Origin of the sequence: Microbacterium sp. NPDC090014, assembly GCF_044748285.1 — a bacterium.
Lineage (GTDB): Bacteria > Actinomycetota > Actinomycetes > Actinomycetales > Microbacteriaceae > Microbacterium.
Map to the genome: position 1 here is coordinate 231,988 of NZ_JBIVFS010000001.1, position 22,901 is coordinate 254,888.

Here is a 22,901-nt window from a genome sequence, read left to right on the forward strand (position 1 = left end):
GGACGTGCGAATTGCTGAGGCGGACACCTACGACGTGCTCGTGATCGGCGGCGGCCCCGCCGGCCTCTCCGCCGCCCTGAATCTCGGCCGTTCGCTCATGCGGGTGCTCGTGGTCGACGCCGATCGCCCGCGCAACGCCGCCACGCTGAACTCCCACGGCTTCCTCACCCGTGACGGAGTCGCCCCTCACGAGCTGCGTCGCATGGCCCGCGAAGAGCTCGCCGCCTACCCGAACATCGAGGTGCGCACACGCGTCAGGGTGCTCGAACTCCGCAGGACGGATGCAGGTGCGGATGCCGATGCAGCCGGAGGGTTCACGGCATCCGTGGGGCGCAAGGATCCCACCGACGTGGTGACCGCCCGGACCGTGCTGCTCGCGACGGGCCTGCGCGAGACCCTCCCCGACGTCCCCAACCTCCGCGGGTTCTACGGCATCAGCCTGTTCAGCTGCGCCGCCTGCGACGCGTGGGAGCTGCGCGGCCGACGACTCGCGCTCATCGGCGAGACCCCCGACATCGCCGAGCGAGCCCGCCTCATCGCGCGCTGGACCGAGGATCTCACGATCTTCACCCTCGGAGCCGACACCGTCAGCCCCGCCGAAGAGGCCGAGCTCGCCGCCTCCGGAGTGGCCGTGCAGCGGCATCCCATCGCCGAGCTCGTCGGCGACCGCGGCCGCATCGAGGCGATCAGACTGACCGACGGCACCGTCGTCGCCGTCGAGGGCGGCTTCGTGCGCCCCGAATGGGAGACCGATCTGTCGTTCCTCCGCGGCTTCGCGCCTGCCATCGACCACGACGGGCACCTCGTCACCGACCGCTCGGGGCGCACCGACGTCCCAGGACTCTACGCCGCCGGCGATGCGGCGATCCCCGGCCCTCAGCAGCTGATCGTCGCCGCGGGGGCCGGCGCGAGGGTCGCGTCCGTGATCGTGCATGACGCGGTCGGGATCGCGACAGCGCACTGACTCGGTGCCTGCAGCGAGGGCTAGGCTGACCGGCATGACGCGCATCTCGCAGGTCTCGCCGCTCGTCCGCCTCGCCGCCGCCTCGGTGGTCGCGCTGGCCGTGCTGCCGCTCAGCGGGTGCCTGTATGCGCAGATCCCGGTGAATGTCCCCGACGGCGACGGACCCGATCCCTCCCCGACCGCGATCCCGTCCGAGCAGCCCTCCGACGAGCCCTCCGGCGATCTGCCGTCGTCGATGACCTTCGCGGACGGCGCAGACATCCCGGCGAGCGCCTACATCCAGTGGGGAGACGGCTTCGTCGTCGACGACGGCTGGAAGATCGTCAAGCCGGACGACGGCAACGGAGGCTGGACCTACGGCACGGTCGACGACACGTGCACCGCGCAGTTCTGGCAGGGACTCATCCCCGATGTGCCGACCGTGGCCGGCGATGACAGCGTGAGCTCCGATGCGATGCTCGCCGTCATCCTGGGCGAGGCGGATGCCGCCGCGATCACCCCACTGTCGACCACCGGAGGCTTCAGCTACCAGGTCGGCGGCAATGCCGAGGTCGAGAACCGGCAGGTCCTCGGGCAGGAGGCCGACCGCCAGTGGGCGATGGCGGCGCGCGCCTTCACCGCGACCGGGGTCGGACTCTACGTCATCGTCGACTGCACCGGTGGCGACATCGACGCGACGATGGCCGAGGTGATCGACAAGAACGCCGTCGTCATCTCGTGAGCCGGGCCTCGGCTCACTTGCCGCCGGGCGGGCCGACCAGCAGCAGGATCACGTACAGCGCGACGATGCCGACGGCGAGCAGGATCGCGAGCACCCACGGGCGACGCAGGAACCAGCGCATGAGGCGGTCGTACCAGCGCGCGTCGCGCGGGTCGTCGGCCTGCTCCAGGCGCCAGTCGCCGGCCAGCCGACCGGTGCGGTGCAGCCAGATCTCCATCGGGATGGTCGCGTAGGGCACGATCGCACTCGCCACGGCGAGGATCGCGACGCCGAGGTGCCAGCGCTGATTGAGCGCGACGAGCACGGCCGTCGCCGCATAGGCGAGGAACACGAACCCGTGGATGCCACCGCCCACCGTCACGACGATGCCCGGCGCACCGGCGGCACGGGCGATGATCGCCGAGATCAGAAGGGTCCAGGTGATCGCCTCCGCGATCGCGAGAACTCGGAACAGGCGGTCGGGTGTGCGGAACACGGGACTCCTCGGGTGGGGGTCCTTCAGCGTATCCGGAATAGCTATGAGAGCCCGGGCGTTGCCGAAGGCATGGTGACCGTCGACTCCGCAGCCCTCGGGCAGGTGCTCGACGCCGTCGACCTCCGCGTCGGTGTCGCCCGTCGCGTCGCACTCGCCACCGGCGGCATCCTGCCGATCCCCTCAGGTGCCGCCACCCTCGTGTACATCGCATCGGGTTCGGTGCACGGGCACCCCCCGCTGACCACCGGATGCCGCCTCGACGTCGACGACGCGGCCCAGCTCGTCGCGGTGGACGATCGCCCGCTGAGCGCGAACCTGGTCGCGGGAGACGCGTTCCTGACGCTCGGCCGCGCCGCGATCGCCCTCGAAGCCGACGGGACGGCCGACCTGGTGGTCGTCGACCTGGAGTTCTCGGACAGCGCCTCGATGATCGCCGCGCTTCTTCCCGATCCGATCACCGTCATGTCGTTCGCCGCTCTCGAGCCGGCGGCGGCCGCGCTCGCCGGCAGCATGGGCCCCTCCGACCCCGCCACCTGCCCCTCCCGTCAGGGCGATCCCGTGATCTGCCGGATGATGGCGCAGACCGTTCTGCTCTCGGTCATCCGTGCCTGGGCGGCGAACGGCTGCGCACCGGCCGGCTGGCCCTCGGTGTCGAACGATCCGTTCCTCGACCGGGTGGTCGAGGCGATCCACGAGCAGCCCGGACGCGACTGGACGGTCGAGCGCCTCGCGAACGTCGGCGCGATGTCTCGGTCGGTGTTCGCCGAGCGGTTCCGCAGCGCGATCGGACGCTCACCCGCCGACTACGTCACCGAGGTGCGCGTCGACGCGGCGAAGCGGATGCTGAGCGAGGGCCGGTCGATCAGCGAGATCTCTCGCGAGTTGGGCTACGCCTCGGATGAGGGTTTCAGCCGTGCGTTCCGCCGCCGCACGGGGATGACGCCCTCGGCCTGGCGGGCATCGCAGCTCACCGCCGTTCCTGCCTGAGCCCGGCGACCGCCCTGCCGGGCACGGCGAGACGGCTCAGAGCCGCGCCGCCGCGGTGCTCATCCGGTTCGACGCACCGAACAGCACGGCACCGAGCAGCAGAGCCGCCGCGCCCACGACGTAGACGACCTCGACGCTCAGCATGTCGACGAGCAGGCCGCCGACACCGGCGGCGATCGTGATGGCCCCCTGGAACCCGACGACCACGAGGCTGCCCCCGGCCTCGAGGCGATCGGGGGTGCGGTGGCCCACCCAGGTGTTGATCACGAGCAGCCAGGAGGAGAAGAAGAACCCCCAGACGAGCACGACGATCGCGATGCCGAGGACCGATCCCGACAGGAAGATCATCGACAGCACCGAGGCCGCGATCACGAGCGGCGCGAAGACGGCGAAGAAGGCGAACGTGCGGTCGACGAAGAACCCGAGACCGAGGTTGCCGGCGAGACCGCCGACGCCGAAGAGCGCGAGCAGCAGGATGATCGTCGAGCCGTCGACCTCGGGGATGCGCTCGAGAGCCAGTCGCACGTACGTGTAGGCGAGGAAGTGCCCGAGCACCACGAGCACGTGTCCGACCATGCCGAGTGCGATGCCGGGGCGGCGCACCGTGTCGACCAGGAGTCGGATGCTGGACGCCTGCTCCGCCGGCACCGAGGGCAGCACGAATCTCAGCGCGACGGCCAGCAGCACCATGAGCACACCGGCGATCGCGAACACCGTCTGCCAGTCGACGATCTCGCTGAGCATCACGCCCAGCGGCACTCCGGCGACGGTGGCGAGCGAGACGCCCGCGGACGTGAACATGACCCCTCTGCCGAGATGCTCGGGTCCGGCGAGGCGCACGGCGACCGTGATCGACATCGCCCAGAACGCGCTGATCGCGGCCCCGAGCAGGAATCGGGCGAGGAGGACGATGATCAGGTTGGGCGCGACGGCGACGATGAGGTTCGACACCGCTGCGGCGAGCGCCATCCAGACGAGCAGCGATCGGCGGTCGAGGCGGGGGAAGATGAGTCCCACCGTCGGTGCGACGATCAGGCCGACGAGAGCGGTGACCGTGACGGTCTGTCCCGCCTGACCGGGGGTCACGCCGAGCGCATCGGCCATCTCGGTGAGCACGCCGTTCGGCAGGAACTCCGCCGTGACGAGCAGGAAGCCCATCAGCATGAGCACGATGAGCCCGCCGTAGCGGATGCTCTCGGTGCGGGCGGTCGTCACGGGCACGGGCGCGGTCGTCGTCATGGTTCCACACTCGCAGCGCTGCGGCCCCTCCGCCCGACGCGGCGTCCACGGCATCCGACCATTCGTCCGGATCGGGTCTGGACACCGGTCGGCTCCGCACCCTAGGCTCGACGACGCACCGGGGTTCTCCCGGAAGGCCAGAGCGAGAGGAGTGGATGACATGACCACCGTCTCTGTCGTGCCCTTCGCCGACATCCTTCCTCTCGAGGCCTCCCGCTCCTGATCCGCGCGCGGCCTCCCTCTTCAGGAGCCACACCGTGTCTGATCTGTTCGCTTCTTCCGAAGCATCCTCTTCCCGTCTCTCCGGTGCGTCGACCTTCGATGCCTCCCCCTTCGAATCGGTCCCGACGTTCGCCGATGTCGAGCCCGCCGACGGCCAGCGCTGGACCACCTGGCCGGCGATCACCCCCTCTGAACGTGGGCCGCTGCCCTGGCCGGCCTGGGTGGTGACGAGCGCCGGCGCGCTCGACACCGAACTCGGCATCCTGAAGACCGGCAAGGAGGCCGACGTGTTCCTGCTCGAACGGGCGGTGCCGGATGACCCCGCCCAGCGCACATTGCTCGCCGCCAAGCGCTACCGCGACACCGATCACAGCAGCTTCCACCGCTCGGGCGTCTACACCGAGGGCCGCAGCACCAGGAACACCCGCGACACCAGGGCGCTCGCGAAGAAGAGCGATCACGGCCGGGCGGTCGCCGCCCTGCAGTGGTCGTTCGCGGAGTTCGATGCGCTGTGCCGCATGTGGGAGCTCGGCGCGCCGGTCCCCTACCCCGTGCAGGTCAACGGCACCGAGCTGCTGATGGAGTTCATCGGCGACGCGAGCGGGGTCGCGGCACCCCGCCTGGCGGCGGTGCGCAGCGACCGGGACGACCTGGCCGATCTGTACGACCAGATCGTCGACCTGATGCGGATCTTCGCTGCGGCGGGCTTCGCCCACGGCGACCTCTCGGCGTACAACCTGCTCCTGCACGACGGCCGGGTGCGGGTGATCGACCTGCCGCAGATCGTGGACATCATCGCGAACCCGCGAGGCCTGGATCTCCTGCACCGCGACTGCGTCAACATCTGCGACTGGTTCACCCGCCGCCGTGTCGAACGCGACGCCGAAGAGCTGTTCGCCGAGCTGCTCGCCGCGTCGTACGCGTGAGGGCGGCGCGCCTCGCACCGGCACCCGGCGCGCCGTCACCGTCCGTTCACCCCGCGCCGCCAGACTTCGAGCATGAGCGAATCCCCGCAGAGCGGCGCGGTGCCCGAGCCCGCTGCGACGGCCAACAGCGGCGCGGTCGGCGTGATCGGCCTCGACCTGCGCGGCGAGACACCGGCCCCGAAGAAGCAGGTCTACTCGTGGGCGCTGTGGGATTGGGCGACGCAGCCTTTCAACACCGTCATCCTGACCTTCATCTTCACGGCCCTGTACCTCACGACCGAGGCTTTCCTGCCGGCGTCGATCGCGGGCCTCGACGCCAAGGATCCGATCCGCGAAGCCGCTGAGGCCGATCTCGCCTCGGGGCTCGGCCTCGGGTCGACGATCGCCGGCATCGCGATCCTCCTGATCGCACCGGTGCTCGGTCAGCGAGCGGATGCCGCGGGGCGCCAGAAGCTCTGGCTCGGGATCGGCACCGGCGCGCTCGTCGCCTGCATGTTCGGCCTGTGGTTCGTCGAGCCGACGCCCGCGCTGTTCTGGCTGGGCGTCGCATTGATCTCGGCCGGCTCCGTGTTCGGCGAGATCGCTGCCGTGAACTCGAACGCGATGCTCGTCGGCATCGCGAACCCCAAGACCGTGGGCCGCATCTCGGGGCTCGGATGGGGGTTCGGCTACATCGGCGGAATCATCGCTCTCGTCCTGGTCGTCATCTTCTATATGCTCGACTGGTTCGGCCTGCCGGAGGACGGGGGGCTGCCCTTCCGCATCATCGCCGTCGGCTGCGCGATCTGGGCGATCGTCTTCTCGATCCCGATCTTCCTCAACGTGCCGGAGCCGTCGCTCGGGCGCCCCGAGCGCAAGGTCGGCTTCTTCGCCTCCTACGGACTTCTCGTGAAGGACGTCGTCGGCCTCTACCGCAACCCCGAGACCCGTCAGACGTTCTGGTTCCTGCTGTCGAGCGCGGTGTTCCGCGACGGACTCGGCGGCGTCTTCGCCTTCGGGGCCGTCATCGCCAGCCAGGTGTTCGACTTCGCCTTCCTCGATCTCGTGATCTTCGGCATCGCCGCGAACCTCATCGCGGGCGTCTCGACGATCATCGCCGGCCGCTACGACGACCGCTTCGGGCCGAAGCGCATCATCCTCATCTCGCTCGCCTCGATGGTGATCGCGGGGCTCGCCGTCTTCTTCCTCGTGGATGCGGGCACGGTCGTGTTCTGGATCGGCGGCCTGCTGCTCTGCGCATTCGTCGGTCCCGCGCAGGCGGCATCCCGGTCGTTCCTCGCCCGCATCACCCCGGCCGGGCGCGAGGGCGAGATCTTCGGCCTCTACGCCACGACCGGGCGGGCGGCGAGCTGGATGGCATCCGGTGCCTGGACGCTGCTGATCGTGCTCTCGGGGTCGACGTCGTACGGCATCCTGGGCATCGTGCTGGTGCTGATCGCCGGGTTCCTCCTGCTGCTGCCGGTGAAGGCGACACAGCGGGCCTGATCCGATGGCCCGCGGACGTCGTAGCCCCGGGAGTAGCCTGACCGCGTGACGGTCATCATCGCTTTCCTCGCCAACATCCTCGTCGCGATCGCCAAGACGGTCGCGGCCGTGATCACCTCTTCCGCGTCGATGGTCGCCGAAGCCGCGCACTCGTGGGCGGATGCCGGCAACGAGGTCTTCCTCCTGATCGCCGACCGCCGTGGTGCGCGGGCGAAGGATGCCCGGCATCCGCTGGGCTACGGGCGCGCGGCGTTCGTCTGGTCGTTGATCGCGGCGTTCGGCATCTTCACCGCCGGCTCGATCGTGTCGATCATGCATGGTGTCCAAGAGCTGTCCGAGACCGGCCCGGTCGAGAGCCCGACCGTCGCGTACACCGTGCTCGGCATCGCATTCGTGCTCGAGGGCGCGTCGTTCACGCAGGCGATGGTGAAGTCTCGACGGTTGGCACGCGAGCGCGGATCGTCGACGTGGGACTACGTGCTCGACACCAGCGACACGACGCTGCGGGCGGTGTTCTTCGAGGACCTGGCGGCTCTGATCGGCCTCGTGATCGCGGCCGGCGCGATCGCGATGCACCAGGTCACCGGCGTCGCCGCATGGGATGCGATCGGGTCGATCCTCGTCGGCATCCTGCTGGGTGTCGTGGCGGTCATCCTCATCGGGCGCAACATCGCGTTTCTGGTGGGCTCCAACGCGTCGCCCGCGCTGCGTGATCGAGTCGGGCGGGCGCTGCTCTCGTCGCCGCAGATCCAGCGGCTCACGTATCTGCACATCGAGTACGTGGGCCCGAACCGCCTGTTCATCGTCGCCGAGGTCGACCTGACCGGTGACGCGCGCGAGCACGATGTGGCTCGAAGCCTGCGCGCGATCGAGCAGCAGATCGAGGCGCACGACGTCGTCGAGACGGTGGTGCTGTCGCTGTCGGTCGACGACGAGGAGTCCCTCGAGTTCGGGACAGCTGTCTGAGTTCATCCGGCACACGCGAAGAGTTCATCCGGCACGCGCGAAGACGGGCGGCCGCCGCGTTCTGCCCTGCGCCGAGGCGCTGAGTCTTGGGGTGCGCCATTGCTGTGCGGGGTCCCACCACCTCGGCCCTCGCACCTGCGGAATGCCGTCATTCATCCGGATCTCCCACCCGGACGTTCCCAGACTCCGGTGGTGCCACCAGCACAACGGCACCCCGTTGTCGGTGTGCGTCGGCCCGCCCCTGGCGTGTTCGGTGACGTGATGGATCTCGCACCAGGATGCCGGGACATGGCACCCGGGGATGAGGCATTCTCTGTCGCGGGCGATGATCGCGCGACGTTGATGCACGGTGAACACCCGATCGGTCGTCGTGATCCCGATGATCCGACCCTCGTCGAGGAGAACTCGCTGGATGGTGCCGGAGCATCCGACGTGGGAGGCGACACTCAGAGGCAGTTGGCCCCACGCACCGCTGACGCTCGCACGCCCGGTGCCGTTCACGAGGTCGTTCGCATCCACCGTCACGACCAGCACCGGTGCGGCGCCTCCGAGTGCGGGCATGTCTCGATGACGGGCGGCGATCGCCAATGCCGCGGCGAGAGCATCATGACGCTTCTGCGCCGGCGTGCGGTCATCGATGACGGCACGCGGATCGGAGTTGTACGGATCCTCGTCGCCGTCTGCCGCATCGCCGTCTTCCGCGTCACCGCGATCGGCCGCGGGCGTGAACGCGACGCCGGGCATCGGCGGCCCGTCCCCCTTGGGGTTGTTCAGCGCATCGAGGATCAGCTCCAACTGCGCGGCGACCTCGGGCGTCAGGTATCCCTTGATCGACCGCAGCCCGTCTCGCACCCGCCCGAGGGTTATCCCCCGACGCCGGGCAGGCTCATCACCCGGCCCGTCTCCATCAGGGTCGAGCAGCGCGACCAGCGTCTCAGCAAGCAGCTTCAGCTCATCGAGTGTGGGCGCCGGGCCACGGACCTCCCCGTCGGGGCCCGCCTCGGCGTCAGGTCTGATGCCGCGAGCCGCGCGAGCGAGACACGTGTCGGCGTCGAGCCGATCAGCGGCACCGATGCGATGCGACACCTTCTCGATCGGCTCTGTCGCGGCGAGCATCCCCGCGACTCCGATCACCCCATCGAGCAGCGCCTCTCGCAGCGCCGGCCAGCGAGCAGGCAGCCGATCGCCGGACACCAGATTCACGTCGCGGCGGACCAGAGCGACCACCTTGCCGACGCGCGTCGCCTCTCGCACGTCTGTCAGCAGGGTGCGCTGCAGCAGTTCGTTCTGGGTGCGGCACCCCGTGGCATGCGGGAAGTCCACCGCATCCCCTGCGGCGATCGTCTCGACCACCACGGCTTCGACCCGCCGGAACGCCGCGCTCGCAGCCTGCAGCACCTCGACCCGTTCTGCATCCGTAAGCCCCGCGAGCGCGTCGTCGGACAGCACCTGATCGAGGTCGGAGACGACCTGGTCGAGAAGGGCACGAGTGCGGGATGACATGACTCCATCACACACGGGGCCACCGACATTTGAGCCCTGAAGTCAGCCTCTTTTCGGCGAGGTCAGAAGCATATTCCGGAACACTGGACATGCATTCCGGAACACCGGCGAGCGCCTACCCACACCGACCGCCAGTACCGCCACGCGCCAGTCAGTTCTCCCAGTTGTCGGCGAGCTTGTTCAGCAGCGTCGCGAGCTGATCGCGCTCCTCATCCGTGAATGCGGCGAGCGCCTTGCCGAGCGCCTCCCGCCGCTCGCCGCGCATGCCCCGAGCGACCTTGCGCCCTTCGTCCGTCAATGCGATGCGCGTGCGCCGCGCGTCGTCGGGGTCGGCCTCGCGGCGCACGAAACCGTGAGCGACCCCCTGTTGCACGAGCCGCGAGGCCCGGGGCTGATCGACTCCGATCGCCGCGCCGAGATCACTGACGCTGAGAGGAGCGGATGCCGCGGCGAGCGCCTCGAGCATCCGCATCCGCGCCGGGCCGCCGAAGCGTCCGGACGGGTCGTTCGCCCACGGCGGCATGCCGGGGTGCACAGGGTGCCCGCGTCCGTGACTCCCCTGCTCGAAGTGGTCAGGGTGGGGTCCGCCGTGCCAGCCGTGCGGCCCGCCCATCCCTCGCGATCCGCGACCACGGTCGCCGGGGCGCCTTCCGCGAAGGCGCGACAGGGCGCGGGCGATGGCCTCGGCGGGGTCGTTCTCTGCGGCGCTCACAGATCGATTTTACATGCGACTTGACATGGATCTGCACTACATGTCACACTACATATACATGCATAGTGACAAGCACATGCTCCATGACATCTAAGGACTCCACCTATGAACACCTCTGACACTCAGAACACAGACAGCACCTCCCGCCCCTTCGGCTATTGGCTGAAGGCCGTCGACCGCCTGATGGCGGCCGAGTTCGACTCCGCTTTCGACGGCGAGCATGCAAGCCGCCGCGACTGGCGGATGCTGAACATCATCGACGGCACCGCGCCGGCCCGCCGCCCCCTCAACGCACACAAGCTGCACAGCCTGGTCGAGCGCGGCTGGGTCGTCGCCGACACCGACAGCGACCTCGGCTGGACGCTCACCGACGACGGCCGCACGGCGAAAGACCGGCTCAGTGACGTCGCCGACGGCATCCGCGCCAAGGTCACCGACGCGGTCGGGCCCGAAGACCTCGAGACCACACTGGCCACGCTCGAGCAGATCGCTCGCGCGTTCGGTTGGGACGAGCAGACGCCTCTTCCTCGTGGACGCGGCCGTCGCCGCGGCTTCGGCCGCCACGGTTTCGGACCCGGATTCGCCCCGGGGCGCGGTTTCGGCCGCCACCACCGACACCCGTTCGGGCGCGATCACGGTGTCGCACCCGACTTCGCGTCCGAGCACGAGCACGACCACGAATCGGATGCCGAGTTCCGCCGCCGCGAGTGCGGTCACCGCGGACACCCGGGCCACGACCGCTTCGCGGACGCACGCCGCTCACACCACGGCCACCACGGCCACCCGCGTGACATCGCGGAAGACCGTGACCACCGCCATGGTGGTCACGGTCACGGTGGCTTCGGAGACGTACGCCACGGCGAGCACCGCGTCGCCCGCGCGGCGCAGCACGCCTACGAGCGCGGCTTCGACGCCGGCTTCTCCCGCGGCCGCGACGCCTGAGGCGTCACACCCGCATCCGCTGTACCCAGAACGCCCCGTTCGCTTCGGCGCACGGGGCGTTCCCGCGCGTCGGAACCGCACCCCGAGGCAGCTCAAGCCAGGAGAACAGCGCCGACCCCGTCGCGAGCCGCGGAGAGGCGCCTAGCGCAGAGCGGGCAGAACGACCTCGTCGACGAGCTGCACCACCGCATCCGATTCGAGTGCGCGCCGCCGCAGGCTGACGCTGCCGAACGCGGCGCGAAGGTCAGGCGCCCGGTTCCTCCGGGTGGAGCAACCGGGAGGCACCGAGAATCTCGATGCCGAGCAGGTGGCCGTCGCGATCGAAGTCGAGAAACAGCTCACCGGAGATGTCGTCGGGCAGGTTCACCGCGACGGTTCTCGCGACCTCGCCATCCGCGATCGCTGCGCCCACCGTCACGTACGCGGCGTCGACCTCAGGGTCGCGTCGCAGCTCACCCACGCCACAGAGTCGCGGCGGCGGCGGCGACATCCGGGGCACCCGCCGACTGCGCGAACGACACCGTCGTGCCGAGGTAGACCGCACCGGCGATCGCCGCCGCGAGCAGCACGATGAGGAATCCGAAGATCACCGCCGACAGCGCGCGGTATCCCCCGGATGTCGGCACCTCAGGTGCCACCGACGGCTGCGCCCAGTCGTCGGCCACCGGCGCCGGCTGATCGCCCGTGAGGATCGCCGGCTTGGGCCGCGACCGGCGAGTGCTGGGAAGCATCGCCTCGGGCGGAGGCGGCGGAATGACGGCATCCGGAATCTCGGACTCCGCGGGAGGTGGCGGGATCACCGCATCCGGAACCTCGGACTCGGGCGGAGGCGGGGGAATGACAGCATCCTCCGGTCGGATGTACGGATCTCTGCTGTCACTGCTCATCTCAGCCCCCTACGGCTCCGACGTCGGTCGTGCCGACGTCCGTCTTGTGGAAGTTCTGGAACGAGCGGGAGGCGGTCGGCCCGCGCTGCCCCTGGTAGCGGTTGCCGTACGGGCCCGAACCGTACGGGTTCTCGGCCGGCGACGTCAGCCGGAAGAAGCACAGCTGACCGATCTTCATTCCGGGCCACAGCTTGATGGGCAGCGTCGCGACATTCGCGAGCTCGAGCGTGACATGCCCTGTGAAGCCCGGGTCGATGAACCCGGCAGTCGAGTGCGTGATGAGCCCCAGGCGACCGAGCGACGACTTGCCCTCGAGGCGAGCCGCGATGTCATCGGCCAGGGAGACCTGCTCGAACGTTGCACCGAGCGCGAACTCACCGGGGTGCAGGATGAACGGCTCGTCGGGGTCGACCTCGATCAGCCGAGTGAGTTCCGGCTGATCGACCGACGGGTCGATGAACGGGTACTTGTGGTTGTCGAAGAGACGGAAGTACCGGTCCAGCCGCACGTCGATGCTCGACGGCTGGATCATCTCCGGCTCGTGCGGGTCGAGACCGATGTGGCCGGAGGCGAGTTCTGCTCTGATGTCGCGGTCGCTGAGAAGCACGGCCCCAGCCTAGTTGGCACACGCCGCCGACACTTTGGCCATGACGGATCAGGCGGGTAGGCTTGCGTTCACCCGCTCCTCGGATGCGGGTACGGGGCTGTAGTTCAATGGCAGAACTTCTGCTTCCCAAGCAGATAGCGCGGGTTCGATTCCCGTCAGCCCCTCCACAGGACCCCCGGCTCGCCCGGGGGTTTTCTCTTGCCATCCGTTTCCTCCTCCGCTCCGAACAGGAGCAGATGGGCCCGTTCTCGCGCGCCCGAGAGGAGTTCCGATGATCGAATCGTCGACCCCGCCGCTCGCCGACCTCGACGGGTACCGCAACGTCACCGACCTGCTGGTCGCACGCGCAGCCGCAGCTCCCGATCACGTCGCCTTCGAGGTCAAAGGCGCGGATGCTCGAGGACCGTGGCGCCCGATCACGACTCGGGAGTTCCTCACCCAGGTGCGCGCTCTGGCCAAGGGCTTCATCGCCCAGGGCGTGCGGGCCGGCGACCCCATCGCGATCATGGCGCCGACGCGCTACGAATGGGCCGTCGCCGACCTCGCCTCCTGGTTCGCCGGCGCCGTCGTCGTGCCGATCTACGAGACGTCATCGCCGTCGCAGGTCAACGCCATCGTCGCCGATGCCGGCGTGCGCCTGGCGATCGGCGGCACCACGGAGCACGCGGTGCTTCTTCGGGCGGCGCTCACGCAGACCGGACGGAACACTCTCGGCGCCTGGACGATGGATGCCGCGGCATCCGGCACGCTCTCCGACCTGGTCGCGCGGGGCGTCGACGTCGCCGACGACGAACTCGAGGCTCGCAGGACCTCGGCCTCGCAGGACGACCCCGCGACGATCGTCTACACCTCGGGCACCACGGGCGAGCCCAAGGGCGTCGTGCTCACGCACCGGAACTTCCTCGGGCAGGTCCTCAACATCGCCGCCGCGTATCGCGAGATCGTGAACGAGCAGGGCAACACCGTCATCTTCCTGCCCCTCGCCCACGTGCTGGCGCGCGGGCTGCAGCTGATCTGCCTGGCCAGCGGCATGCGCATCGCGCACCTCTCCGATCCCTCGACGGTCGTCGCGACTCTCGACACTCTGCGCCCGACATTCCTGGTCGTCGTTCCGCGGGTGCTGCAGAAGATCGAGGCGGCAGCCGCCGCCAAGGCGTCCGATAAGGGTCTCACCGCCGTGTGGGAGAAGGCTCGGGCGACGGCGATCGCGTGGGGCCGGCGTGCCGAGCGGGTCGACGCGGGCCTCACCCCCGGAACGAGCCTCGGGCTGCGCCTGCGTCACCGCCTCTACGACGCCGTCTTCTACCGCCGCCTCCGCGCTGTGATGGGCGGGCGGGTCGACTACATCCTCTCCGGCGGAGCAGCGCTCGACTCGGAGCTGTCGCTCTTCTTCCGCGGCATCGGCGTCCCTGTCATCGAGGGCTACGGCCTGACCGAGACGACCGCTCCCCTCACCGGCAACCTGCCCGGTCGCATCGCGTCGGGCAGCGTCGGCTCGCCGCTTCCGGGACTCACGGTGCGCATCAGCGACGAAGGAGAGGTGCTGGCCCGCGGGCTCGGCGTCTTCAGCGGCTACCGCAACCCCGCGCACGACGACGGCGCCTTCATCGACGGATTCTTCCGGACGGGCGACCTCGGGCGCCTCGACAACCAGGGCAGGTTGATCCTCGACGGCCGCCTCAAGGACGTGATCGTGACGTCGAACGGCAAGACGATCGTGCCGACCCGCTGGGAGAGCGTCGTCGAGGCGGATCCGCTGGTCTCGCACGCGGTGATGGTCGGCGAGGGGAAGCCGTATCTCTCGGCGCTCCTCGTGCTCGACCCCGAGCAGACCCGGGCATGGGCGGATGCCGAAGGCCTCAGCATCCCTCTCCTCGCCGAGACCGACATCCGCGCCGTGACCGAGCCGACGCTGCGCGCCCGCCTGCAGCGCACCGTCGACGCCGCCAACGCGCTCGTCGCTCGCAGCGAGCAGGTGCGCCGTTTCAGCGTCGTGTTCGCCGACCTCGACGACCGCGGACTCGTCACCCCGACCATGAAGCTCAAGCGGAGCGTCGTGCTGCATCGCGCAGCCCTCACCGTCGAAGACCTCTACCTCTGACAACCGGAAAGAACATCATGTCCTCCCCCACTTCCTCCGCACCGAAGTCATCCCGGTCCTCGCTGATCGCGATCATCGTCGCCCTCGTCATCGGCGCCCTCGTCGCACTTGCCGGCAGCCAGGGCGGCGCGACCGTCGGCGGCATCCCGCTGTTCGCCATCGCCGTCGCCGCGGCCTTCGCGATCCAGATCCTCGCCTTCATCCCCGCGATGCTTCTGCGCACCGAGCGGTTCTTCGACCTCACCGGCAGCCTCACCTTCCTCGCCATCTCCGTGGCCCTCGTGCTGATGACGCCCATGCCAGATGCCCGCAGCTGGATTCTCGCGGCGATGGTGATCCTGTGGGCGGCACGCCTCGGATCGTTCCTCGCGATGCGCGTGCACAAGGCCGGATCCGACGGCCGCTTCGACGAGATCAAGGGATCGCCGGTGCGCTTCCTGCAGGTGTGGGTGATCCAGGGTGCGTGGGTGTCGATCACGGCGGCTGCGGCATGGATCGCGATCAGCACGGATGCTGCGGCACGAGCGCCCATCGGATGGCTGACCGTCGTGGGCATCGTCGTGTGGCTGCTCGGCATGACCATCGAGATCGTCGCCGACGCGCAGAAGTCGGCGTTCCGCGCCGACCCGAAGAACAAGGACGAGTTCATCCGCACCGGCCTGTGGTCGCGCTCGCGGCACCCGAACTACTTCGGCGAGATCGTCATCTGGGTGGGCGTGTTCCTGACCGCCGCACCCGTGCTCGGCGGGTGGCAGTGGGTCGCGATCCTGTCGCCGCTGTTCGTGATCCTGCTGCTCACCCGCGTGAGCGGCATCCCACTGCTCGAAGCGCGCGCCGAGAAGAAGTGGGGCGACCGCGCCGACTACGTCGAGTACCGCGAGAACACGCCATCGTTGATCCCGCGCCTCACCCGGCCTGCCGTGCGGGAGCGTGCTGCGTAGAAAGCGCGGAGACCCGTTTCACGCGCGGGCAGCCGCCCTCAACGCGCGCAGATTGTCGTCGACCGTCCGGATGACATCTTCCGCCGTCGTGTCTCCCGGCCGTCGACTGACCTTCAGCCCGAGTCGCTCGACCTGACCGGCGGAGGCGAGCGCGGCGGCGGCATGGGCCGCATCCAACAGCGAACCGGATGCGGGATCCGCTGCCGCGAGCGGCAGGTGCCCGTCCGTCCAGGCTGGGCCATAGGGGCCGTCGATCGCTGCCGACCCCGAGAACGTCAGCCCGGCGAGCCGACCGGTCGCCGCCGCATCCGCGATCTGCCCGGTCACCGCGTCGGCGTCGCGCGTCTCGATCACCGAGCGCCCCCAGTTCAGCCAGAGCGCCAGCGGAGCGTCGACCGAGAGCATCGCGCCGAGCTCGTCGTCCAGCGTCAGGAAGCCCTTCTCCCACGGGTGACCCGGCACCGCGGCGTCGCAGTGCTCGATGACGAGCCGCGCTCCCGCCCAGTCCCATCCGGTGATCTCGGCGAGCGATGCCGCCAGATGCGCTCGATCTCCTCCCCCTTGCGGAGCGGTGTGGAGCGCGACCAGAGCGACCGACGCATCGGTGTCGTGGTCGATCCGCCGCACGTCTCGGGCGACTGCGCGCAGGTCGGCGATGGCGGCGCGACGCCCGTCCTCATCCGGGGAGGCGATGCCGTAGCGGGCGTCGGCCGCACACCGCTTCATCACCCATGGCAGCGGGGTCACCGCGAGCTCGGCCGCGGCAGGCACGTGGCGCAGGAACCACCCCGGATCATGAGGGTGCAGGCCCCCGATCCACGGCACCTCGAGCCCTACGACATCGGGCAGCGCGCAGAGCGCGGGCAGGAGTTCGGCCTCGAGATCGGGATCCCAGGTCGCGTGCGCGGGAGACACCGCGTAGGAGCTGACCAGCAGCGGTGCGAGCGGCTCGTTCATGACACCAGGTGGCGGTGCGCCTGAGTGTGCCGGTAGTACTCGGCGAGCGCGAGCCGCGACGCGGCCGCGTCATCGACGAGCACGGTGACGCGTCGGTGGTGTTGCAGGATCGTCGCGGGCCATCGGGCCGACACCGCCCCTTCGACGAGCTGCGCGACGGCCTCTGCCTTCGCCTCACCGGTCGCGACGAGCACGATGCGTCGCGCGTCCATGATCGTGCCGAGCCCCTGCGTGAGGCAGTGATACGGCACCGCGTCGACGTCGCCGCCGAAGAAACGGGCGTTGTCTTCACGGGTCTGTGCGGTGAGCGTCTTCACTCGGGTCCTCGACGCCAGCGACGAGCCGGGCTCGTTGAACGCGATATGCCCGTCCGTGCCGATGCCCAGGATCTGCAGGTCGACACCGCCGGCATCGCGGATCGACTTCTCGTAGCCGGCACACGCCGCGTCGAGATCAGCGGCGTCACCGTCCGGCCCGCGCACCGCGCCGGGGGCGAGATCCACGCGCGAGACGAAGTCCTCGTCGATCACCGTGCTGTAGCGGCACGGATGTCCCAGGGGCAGTCCGACATACTCGTCGAGCATGAACCCCCGAGCGCGCGCGAGGGAGAGCTCCCCGCGCTCGACGCGCTCGGCGACCGCGTCGTAGATGCGCAGCGGACTCGATCCCGTCGCGAGGCCGAGCACGGCATCCGGCCGAGCTGCGATCAGGGCGGCGATGTCGTCGGCGACGATCTCGCCGATCTGGGCTTCGGGTGCGATGACGACGTCCATCAGCTCTCCTCGGTGAGTGCGGCGACGAACCATGACGTGATGGTCGCCGGGTGGGTGATCGCGGTGCCGACGCACACGGCGAACGCCCCGGCGGCGGCCGCTGCAGCCGCCTGCGCAGGCGAGTGGATCCGCCCCTCCGCCATGATCGGGGTGCTGCAGCGGGCGGCGAGGAGCGAGATCAGCTCGAGATCCGGCCCCTCGGTCTTCGGGCGCTCGGCCGTGTAGCCCGAGAGCGTCGTGCCGAGGATGTCGACGCCGGCCCGCTCGGCCGCCAGGGCGTCGTCGAGCGAGCCGCAGTCGGCCATGATCAGGGCGTCCGTGTGCTCGCGGAGCGCCGCGACCGTCTCGGCGAGGCTCTTGCCGTCCGGCCTGGGCCTGCGGGTCCCGTCGATCGCGACGATGTCGGCACCTGCGTCAGCGACCGCCTTGGCGTGCTCGAGCGTCGGGGTGATGAAGACGTCGGCGTCGCCGTCCTTCCAGAGCCCGATCACCGGCACGGTCATCCCGGCGACGGCTCTGATGTCGTCGAGGCCCTGCACCCGGATGCCGGCGGCTCCGCCGACGACCGCCGCCTGCGCGACCTGCGCCATGGTGCGGGGATCGCGCATCGCCTCGCCGGGGTAGGCCTGGCACGAGACGATGAGGCCCCCTCGCAGCCGGTCGAGGATGTCGATGGATGTCATATCGCCCTCCAGGCGGATGCTGCGGCGCCCCGCAGGGGCGCGTCGTCACCGAGCGCGCCCGGCAGGATCGGAGTGGACTGCAGTGCATCGATGGCGTCGTCCGCGTACGCGCTCAGCATCGGCGTCCACCATGCGTCGCCGATCTTCGGCACTCCCCCGGTGATCACAATGCGCTCCGGGTCGAGGATGGTCGCGGCGCCGGCGAGCGCGCGCCCGACGGCAGCGGCGGACTCTCCGATTGCACGGATGGCGATCGGGTCGCCGTCGGCTGCGGCGGCTGCGACCCCGCGGGCGTCGATGATGTGCGGATCCCCGCCCAGCCACCGGAAGTGCGCGTGCAGACCGATGCCGGAGCCGATGGCCTCGAGATGCCCCATGCGACCGCAGGGGCAGCGCAGATGCTCGGCCCCCGGGGTCGGCAGGTGGGCGATCTCGCCGGCGACGTGGTGTGCGCCGCGCACGGCGCTGCCGTCGAGGATGAGCCCCGCCCCGACACCGGTTCCCACGGCGACGACGAGCACGCTGGCCGCACCGGCCGCCGCCCCGTGCCGGTACTCGCCCTCGGCATGCGCGTCGACGTCGTTCTGCACGACGACCGGGGCGCGGGGCACCAGCAGGTCGCCCAGCGCCTCGCGCACCAGCTCGGCGACGGGGGTGCCCGGCCAGTCGGCGAAGGTGTCGGTCGCCGAGACGATCGTGCCGGTGACGGCGTTCACGACCCCGGCCGCGCCGATCCCGACGCCCGAGAGACGCGCGGGTGATCCGTCGAGAAGTCTCTGCGCCAGACCGGCGACGGTCGAGACGACCGCCGCCGGTCCTTCCGCTGCTCGCGTGGGCGCCGTCTCGGTGCACAGCAGCATGTCGCCACGATCGGCGAGGGCCGCCGACATCTTCGTGCCGCCGATGTCCACCGCCAGCACCACCTCGCGCGACTCCGCTGATCCGACATGATGCGCTGATCCGACATGATGCGCTGGCACGAGACGATGCGCCATCAGGAGACGACGACCGGCAGCATCCCCTGCTCCGAGAGGATCTGACGGATGCGCGTGACGGTGTCGGCATCGAGCGACTGCACGGTGTCGGCCATCGTCGCGTGGTCGATGATGCCGCGGGCGTGCATGGCGGCCTTGAACGCGCCCACTCCGGTCGCGTCACCCGAGAGGCCCTGCGGTGCGAAGACGATGTCGAACGCGCGGTTGATGCGCTCCTGCTCGGTGCGCGCCTCCGCCCAGTCGCCGCGCTGCGTGGCATCCCACAGCCTGACGTAGCCCGCGGCCTCGACGTTCGCGAAGCCCGGCACCACGCCGTCGGCTCCGGCCAGCGCCATCGCGTCGACGACGACCTCATGACCGGTGAGCAGCTGCAGCGGACGCCCGGCGGCGTCGTTCGCGGCGATCAGACGGCGGAACGAGACGTCATCGCCCGAGGAGTCCTTGACCCCGTGGATGACTCCCTCGGCGCCGAGTCGCACGAGCAGGTCGATGCCGAGCTTGGAGTGCACCCGCACGGGCACGTCGTACGCCCACAGCGGCACGTCTATCGCCGCGGCGATCGCCCGGAAGTGATCGGCGACCTCTGCGGCGGAATTCAGAGTGTAGAGCGGTGCCGTCGTGACGATCGCCCTTGCCCCGGCCGCCACCAGACGACGCGCGGTCTCGATGATGCGGGGAGCAGTCAGCTCGATCGCACCGGCGATGATCGGCACCCGATCGGCGTTCACCCTGACGATCGTGGTGAGCAGCTCGACGCGCTGGTCGTCGGTGAAGTAGGCGGTCTCGCCCGTCGACCCGAGCGCGAACAGACCCGAGACACCCTCGGCGATCAGTCGCTCGACGAGACGCTCGAGCGAGACGTGGTCGATCGTGCCGTCGGGCAGCAGCGGGGTGGCGACGGGCGGGATGACACCGGTGAAGGTGACGGAGGAGGATGCAGCAGTCATTGTGTTCCGGTCGTTTCAGTTGGTCGGTTCGAGCAGCGAGGGCGCGGCGCCCAGCAGCGTTCTGGTGTAGTCGTCGGAGGGCGCCTCGAACACGCGGGCGGCATCGCCGAACTCGACGACCCTCCCCCGGTTCATCACGGCGATCTCGTCTGAGAGGTAGCGGACGGTCTGGATGTCGTGCGATATGAAGACCATGCCGAGCCCGAGCTGCTCCTTCAGGTCGGTGAGGAGGTTGAGGATCTGAGCGCGCACCGAGACGTCGAGCGCCGAGGTGGGTTCGTCGGCGACGATGACCTGCGGATCCAGCACCAGTGCCCGGGCGATCGCGACACGCTGACGCTGACCACCCGAGAGCTGGCTGGGCAGTGCCTCGAGTGCCGAGGCCGGGAGCCCCACGAGTCCGATCAGATCGCGTACCTTGCGGTCACGGCTCGAGGTCGTGCCGATCCGGTGCACCTGCATCGGGTCCAGCAGCGCATCGCGCACGGTCATCCGAGCGTTCAGGGCCGTCGCCGGGTCTTGGAACACGACCGACAGGATGCGGCCGAGCCGTCGGCGCACCGCCGGGGTGAACGACGTCACGGTCTCGCCGTCGAAGACGACCCGGCCGCTCGTGGGCTTCTCGAGGCCGACCAGCACCTTGGCGGAGGTGGACTTGCCCGAGCCCGACTCCCCCACGATCCCCAGGGTCTGCCCCCGCTTCACGGTGAGCGAGACACCGGCGAGGGCGTCGACGTACTTCGGCCGGAACAGCGACGACGCACGTGTCTTGTAGCGGACGTGCACGTCCTCGAGCTCGATGACGGTGTCGTTCATCGTCCTGCTCCGATCGCGTCGATGGGCGCATCGTCGGGATGCGCGGCGTAGTAATGGTCGGTTCCCTCGATCCGTCGACGCACCGGCTCGACCCCCGCATAGCGGGTCGGGTCGGACGAGCGAGGAGCGAAGCGGTCGCCGGCGGGGAAGTCGCGCGGAGACGGGACGACGCCGGAGACCTGGTGGAGCCTGTCGGACCCCGCCTCGATCGACAGCACGGCGCCGAGGAGACCCTGCGTGTACTCGTGCACCGGCTGCGTCAGGATCTCTCGGGTCGTGCCCTGCTCGACGACCTGCCCCGCGTACATCACCGTGATGCGGTGGGTGAGCTCTGCGACGAGCGCGAGGTCGTGCGAGACGAAGACGAGAGCGAAGCCGAGCTCGCGCTGCAGCCGCATCAGCAGCTCGACGACCTGCGCCTGCACCGTGACGTCGAGAGCCGTGGTCGGCTCGTCGGCGATCACGAGGCGCGGGTCGCGGGTGAGCGCCATCGCGATCAGCACGCGCTGCCGCTGACCTCCCGACAGCTCGTGCGGATATGAGGCGAGCGTGCGCGCGGGGTCGAGTCCCACCAGCTCGAGGAGGTCCTCGGCCGTGCGGGTGCCACCCCTCGAGGTGAGCTGCTTCATCTGCGAGCGGATGAGCATCGCCGGGTTCAGCGAGCTCAGCGCATCCTGGTAGATCATCGCGATGTCGTGGCCCCGCAGCGCGTTGCGTCGCTTCGGGGTCATCTGCAGCAGATCCTGGCCGTCGAAGAGGATGCGTCCTCGAACGTCGGCCTTCGGGTCGAGCAGGCCCATGATGGCCAGCGAGGTGATCGACTTGCCGCAGCCCGACTCGCCCACCAGCGCCATGGTCTCGCCGGGGCGCACCGTGAAGCTGACATGGTCGACCACGTCGACGTCACCGTGCCGCGGGAACGAGATGCAGAGGTCCTGCACATCGAGCAACGGGGTCTCGTCGCCCGCGTAGACGAGCCGATCGGTGCGGGAGAGCTCGCGCTGCCGCAGAACGGCGAGCCGCTCGGAGAGAGGCACCGCGGGTGCCACCGGCACCAGCACGTCCGGCACGCCGCTCGGAACGGAGAGATTGACGGCGGTGTCGACCGTGACGATCACATTCGTGTCGTCGTGGCCTGCGGCGGCCTCTTCGAGCTCGTGCGTCGACTCCTCGGTGTTCGCGGCATCGGCGGTGATCTTTCGTGCCCGCGGCGACACCATCGCATCGGTCATCCCCTCGGAGAGGATGTTGAGGCAGAGCACCGTCAGCATGATGAGGATGCCGGGGAAGAAAGTCGCCCACCACGCCCCGCTCATCAGCAGGTTGCGACCGGCGGCGATCACGTTGCCCCACGACGGCTCGGGGTCGGGCACGCCGGCCTGCAGGAACGACAGCGACGCCTCGAAGACGATCGCGTCGGCGACGAGCACGGTCGCGAAGACGAGCACCGGGGCCATCGCGTTGCGGGCGACGTGCTTGGCGATGATCCTCGGAGTGCCCGCGCCCATGACGCGCACGGCTGAGACGTAGTCCTCGCCGTACTGATCGAGGATGTTCGCGCGGATGATGCGGGTGAGCTGCGGCACATAGAGGAAGGCGATCGTGAGCACGAGCACCGGCAGCGACTTGCCGAACACCGCCACGAACACCGCGGCGAGCGCGATGCCCGGGAAGGACATCACCACGTCCATCACCCGCATGAGGGTCTCGGAGATCCACCGAGGGGCGGTGGCGGCGATGGTGCCGAACACGCAGGCCGCGGCGAGTGCGACCAGGGTCGCGCCGAGCCCGATCACCAGGGAGTACCGGGCGCCGTACACCAGTCGGGAGAAGATGTCGCGGCCCTGGCGGTCGGTGCCGAACCAGTGCTCCGCGCTCGGCGGCTGCACCGGGGCGCCGGAGGCCAGCGGATCGAACGGTGCGATCAGGGGCGCAGCGATCGCCGCCAGGGCGATCACCGCGAGCACCACGATGCAGATCAGGGAGCCGAGGGACAGCCCGCCGAAGCGGAGCCCCGGAAGCGAGAGTCGTTCAGTCAGTTTGCGTCGCATG

At 69.7% G+C, this 22,901-nt stretch carries 23 protein-coding genes and 1 tRNA gene; 10 read left to right on the forward strand and 14 right to left on the reverse strand.

The features are described from left to right. Positions 1–4 precede the first annotated feature (4 nt). Both ACIPV5_RS01070 and ACIPV5_RS01075 read left to right on the forward strand, forming a co-directional pair. Positions 5–964: an NAD(P)/FAD-dependent oxidoreductase gene (locus tag ACIPV5_RS01070; RefSeq protein WP_315985268.1), complete on the forward strand. Its 960-nt coding sequence runs from the start codon at positions 5–7 to the stop codon at positions 962–964. A 34-nt stretch (positions 965–998) separates the two neighbouring features. Then, complete coding sequence (locus ACIPV5_RS01075; protein ID WP_056275289.1) at positions 999–1,685, forward strand: hypothetical protein; 687 nt, start codon at positions 999–1,001, stop codon at positions 1,683–1,685. A gap of 13 nt (positions 1,686–1,698) precedes the next feature. On the opposite strand, the gene ACIPV5_RS01080 is transcribed toward ACIPV5_RS01075, so the two are convergent. Further along, positions 1,699–2,160 (reverse strand): DUF3817 domain-containing protein, encoded by a 462-nt coding sequence (locus ACIPV5_RS01080; protein ID WP_363522501.1) that lies wholly within the window; start codon positions 2,158–2,160, stop codon positions 1,699–1,701. A 69-nt stretch (positions 2,161–2,229) separates the two neighbouring features. On the opposite strand from ACIPV5_RS01080, the gene ACIPV5_RS01085 reads away from it, so the two are divergent. Then, entirely contained in the window at positions 2,230–3,147 is a 918-nt protein-coding gene (locus ACIPV5_RS01085; protein ID WP_285363464.1) for an AraC family transcriptional regulator, read from the forward strand. Positions 3,148–3,183: 36 nt separating this feature from the next. Here ACIPV5_RS01085 and ACIPV5_RS01090 read toward each other — a convergent pair whose 3' ends face one another. Continuing rightward, complete coding sequence (locus ACIPV5_RS01090) at positions 3,184–4,386, reverse strand: MFS transporter (RefSeq protein ID WP_400339060.1); 1,203 nt, start codon at positions 4,384–4,386, stop codon at positions 3,184–3,186. Between the two features lie 257 nt (positions 4,387–4,643). On the opposite strand from ACIPV5_RS01090, the gene ACIPV5_RS01095 reads away from it, so the two are divergent. The 3 genes from ACIPV5_RS01095 to ACIPV5_RS01105 all read left to right on the forward strand — a co-directional run bounded on the left by ACIPV5_RS01095 (position 4,644) and on the right by ACIPV5_RS01105 (position 7,985). Then, positions 4,644–5,534: a serine protein kinase RIO gene (locus ACIPV5_RS01095; protein ID WP_400339063.1), complete on the forward strand. Its 891-nt coding sequence runs from the start codon at positions 4,644–4,646 to the stop codon at positions 5,532–5,534. Between the two features lie 72 nt (positions 5,535–5,606). Beyond that, positions 5,607–7,019: an MFS transporter gene (locus ACIPV5_RS01100; protein WP_187249269.1), complete on the forward strand. Its 1,413-nt coding sequence runs from the start codon at positions 5,607–5,609 to the stop codon at positions 7,017–7,019. Between the two features lie 45 nt (positions 7,020–7,064). Beyond that, positions 7,065–7,985 carry a cation diffusion facilitator family transporter gene (locus ACIPV5_RS01105; protein WP_400339066.1) on the forward strand — a complete coding sequence of 307 codons (921 nt, stop codon included), beginning with the start codon at positions 7,065–7,067 and terminating at the stop codon, positions 7,983–7,985. A 24-nt stretch (positions 7,986–8,009) separates the two neighbouring features. On the opposite strand, the gene ACIPV5_RS01110 is transcribed toward ACIPV5_RS01105, so the two are convergent. Together ACIPV5_RS01110 and ACIPV5_RS01115 are read right to left on the reverse strand one after the other, a co-directional pair. After that, positions 8,010–9,488, reverse strand: a complete 1,479-nt coding sequence (locus ACIPV5_RS01110; RefSeq protein WP_400339068.1) for a DUF222 domain-containing protein — start codon at positions 9,486–9,488, stop codon at positions 8,010–8,012. Positions 9,489–9,639: 151 nt separating this feature from the next. Then, positions 9,640–10,200 (reverse strand): MarR family winged helix-turn-helix transcriptional regulator, encoded by a 561-nt coding sequence (locus ACIPV5_RS01115; RefSeq protein WP_072592060.1) that lies wholly within the window; start codon positions 10,198–10,200, stop codon positions 9,640–9,642. Between the two features lie 105 nt (positions 10,201–10,305). Here ACIPV5_RS01115 and ACIPV5_RS01120 point away from each other — a divergent pair, with 105 nt between their 5' ends. Then, a complete protein-coding gene (locus ACIPV5_RS01120) occupies positions 10,306–11,142 on the forward strand; it encodes a hypothetical protein (protein ID WP_400339071.1) in 837 nt (278 codons plus the stop codon). 244 nt (positions 11,143–11,386) lie between these two features. On the opposite strand, the gene ACIPV5_RS01125 is transcribed toward ACIPV5_RS01120, so the two are convergent. Genes ACIPV5_RS01125 through dcd form a run of 3 tightly spaced genes read right to left on the reverse strand, consistent with a single transcriptional unit; the run spans position 11,387 to position 12,636 of the window. Then, positions 11,387–11,602, reverse strand: coding sequence for a DUF2283 domain-containing protein (locus tag ACIPV5_RS01125; protein WP_230100931.1), 216 nt, complete (start codon positions 11,600–11,602; stop codon positions 11,387–11,389). Then, the gene (locus ACIPV5_RS01130) at positions 11,595–12,029 is read right to left on the reverse strand and encodes a hypothetical protein (RefSeq protein WP_056275320.1); all 435 of its coding nucleotides are present in this window, start codon (positions 12,027–12,029) and stop codon (positions 11,595–11,597) included. The genes ACIPV5_RS01125 and ACIPV5_RS01130 overlap by 8 nt, the downstream gene beginning before the upstream one ends. A 1-nt stretch (position 12,030) precedes the next feature. Then, positions 12,031–12,636: a dCTP deaminase gene (gene dcd, locus ACIPV5_RS01135; RefSeq protein ID WP_042536862.1), complete on the reverse strand. Its 606-nt coding sequence runs from the start codon at positions 12,634–12,636 to the stop codon at positions 12,031–12,033. Positions 12,637–12,729: 93 nt separating this feature from the next. On the opposite strand from dcd, the gene ACIPV5_RS01140 reads away from it, so the two are divergent. From ACIPV5_RS01140 to ACIPV5_RS01150, 3 genes are all read left to right on the forward strand, one after another. Continuing rightward, positions 12,730–12,803, forward strand: a tRNA-Gly gene (locus ACIPV5_RS01140). Positions 12,804–12,907: 104 nt separating this feature from the next. After that, positions 12,908–14,737 carry an AMP-dependent synthetase/ligase gene (locus ACIPV5_RS01145; RefSeq protein WP_400339075.1) on the forward strand — a complete coding sequence of 610 codons (1,830 nt, stop codon included), beginning with the start codon at positions 12,908–12,910 and terminating at the stop codon, positions 14,735–14,737. A gap of 17 nt (positions 14,738–14,754) precedes the next feature. Next, on the forward strand, positions 14,755–15,678 hold the full coding sequence (locus ACIPV5_RS01150; RefSeq protein ID WP_400339078.1) for a DUF1295 domain-containing protein: 924 nt from the start codon (positions 14,755–14,757) through the stop codon (positions 15,676–15,678). An 18-nt stretch (positions 15,679–15,696) separates the two neighbouring features. On the opposite strand, the gene ACIPV5_RS01155 is transcribed toward ACIPV5_RS01150, so the two are convergent. The 7 genes from ACIPV5_RS01155 to ACIPV5_RS01185 are packed head-to-tail and all read right to left on the reverse strand — an operon-like array spanning position 15,697 to position 22,900. Further along, positions 15,697–16,635, reverse strand: a complete 939-nt coding sequence (locus ACIPV5_RS01155) for a DUF4862 family protein (RefSeq protein WP_400339080.1) — start codon at positions 16,633–16,635, stop codon at positions 15,697–15,699. Continuing rightward, a complete protein-coding gene (gene nagB / locus ACIPV5_RS01160) occupies positions 16,632–17,408 on the reverse strand; it encodes a glucosamine-6-phosphate deaminase (protein ID WP_072592067.1) in 777 nt (258 codons plus the stop codon). The genes ACIPV5_RS01155 and nagB overlap by 4 nt, the downstream gene beginning before the upstream one ends. Beyond that, positions 17,408–18,091: an N-acetylmannosamine-6-phosphate 2-epimerase gene (locus ACIPV5_RS01165; RefSeq protein WP_400339082.1), complete on the reverse strand. Its 684-nt coding sequence runs from the start codon at positions 18,089–18,091 to the stop codon at positions 17,408–17,410. The genes nagB and ACIPV5_RS01165 overlap by 1 nt, the downstream gene beginning before the upstream one ends. After that, on the reverse strand, positions 18,088–19,071 hold the full coding sequence (locus ACIPV5_RS01170) for an ROK family protein (RefSeq protein ID WP_400339085.1): 984 nt from the start codon (positions 19,069–19,071) through the stop codon (positions 18,088–18,090). The genes ACIPV5_RS01165 and ACIPV5_RS01170 overlap by 4 nt, the downstream gene beginning before the upstream one ends. A 14-nt stretch (positions 19,072–19,085) precedes the next feature. Next, on the reverse strand, positions 19,086–20,033 hold the full coding sequence (locus ACIPV5_RS01175) for a dihydrodipicolinate synthase family protein (RefSeq protein ID WP_400339088.1): 948 nt from the start codon (positions 20,031–20,033) through the stop codon (positions 19,086–19,088). A 15-nt stretch (positions 20,034–20,048) separates the two neighbouring features. Beyond that, positions 20,049–20,849: an ABC transporter ATP-binding protein gene (locus ACIPV5_RS01180; protein WP_400339091.1), complete on the reverse strand. Its 801-nt coding sequence runs from the start codon at positions 20,847–20,849 to the stop codon at positions 20,049–20,051. Then, positions 20,846–22,900 carry a dipeptide/oligopeptide/nickel ABC transporter permease/ATP-binding protein gene (locus ACIPV5_RS01185; RefSeq protein ID WP_400339093.1) on the reverse strand — a complete coding sequence of 685 codons (2,055 nt, stop codon included), beginning with the start codon at positions 22,898–22,900 and terminating at the stop codon, positions 20,846–20,848. Before ACIPV5_RS01185 ends, ACIPV5_RS01180 begins: the two co-directional genes overlap by 4 nt. Between the last annotated feature and the right edge of the window lies 1 nt (position 22,901).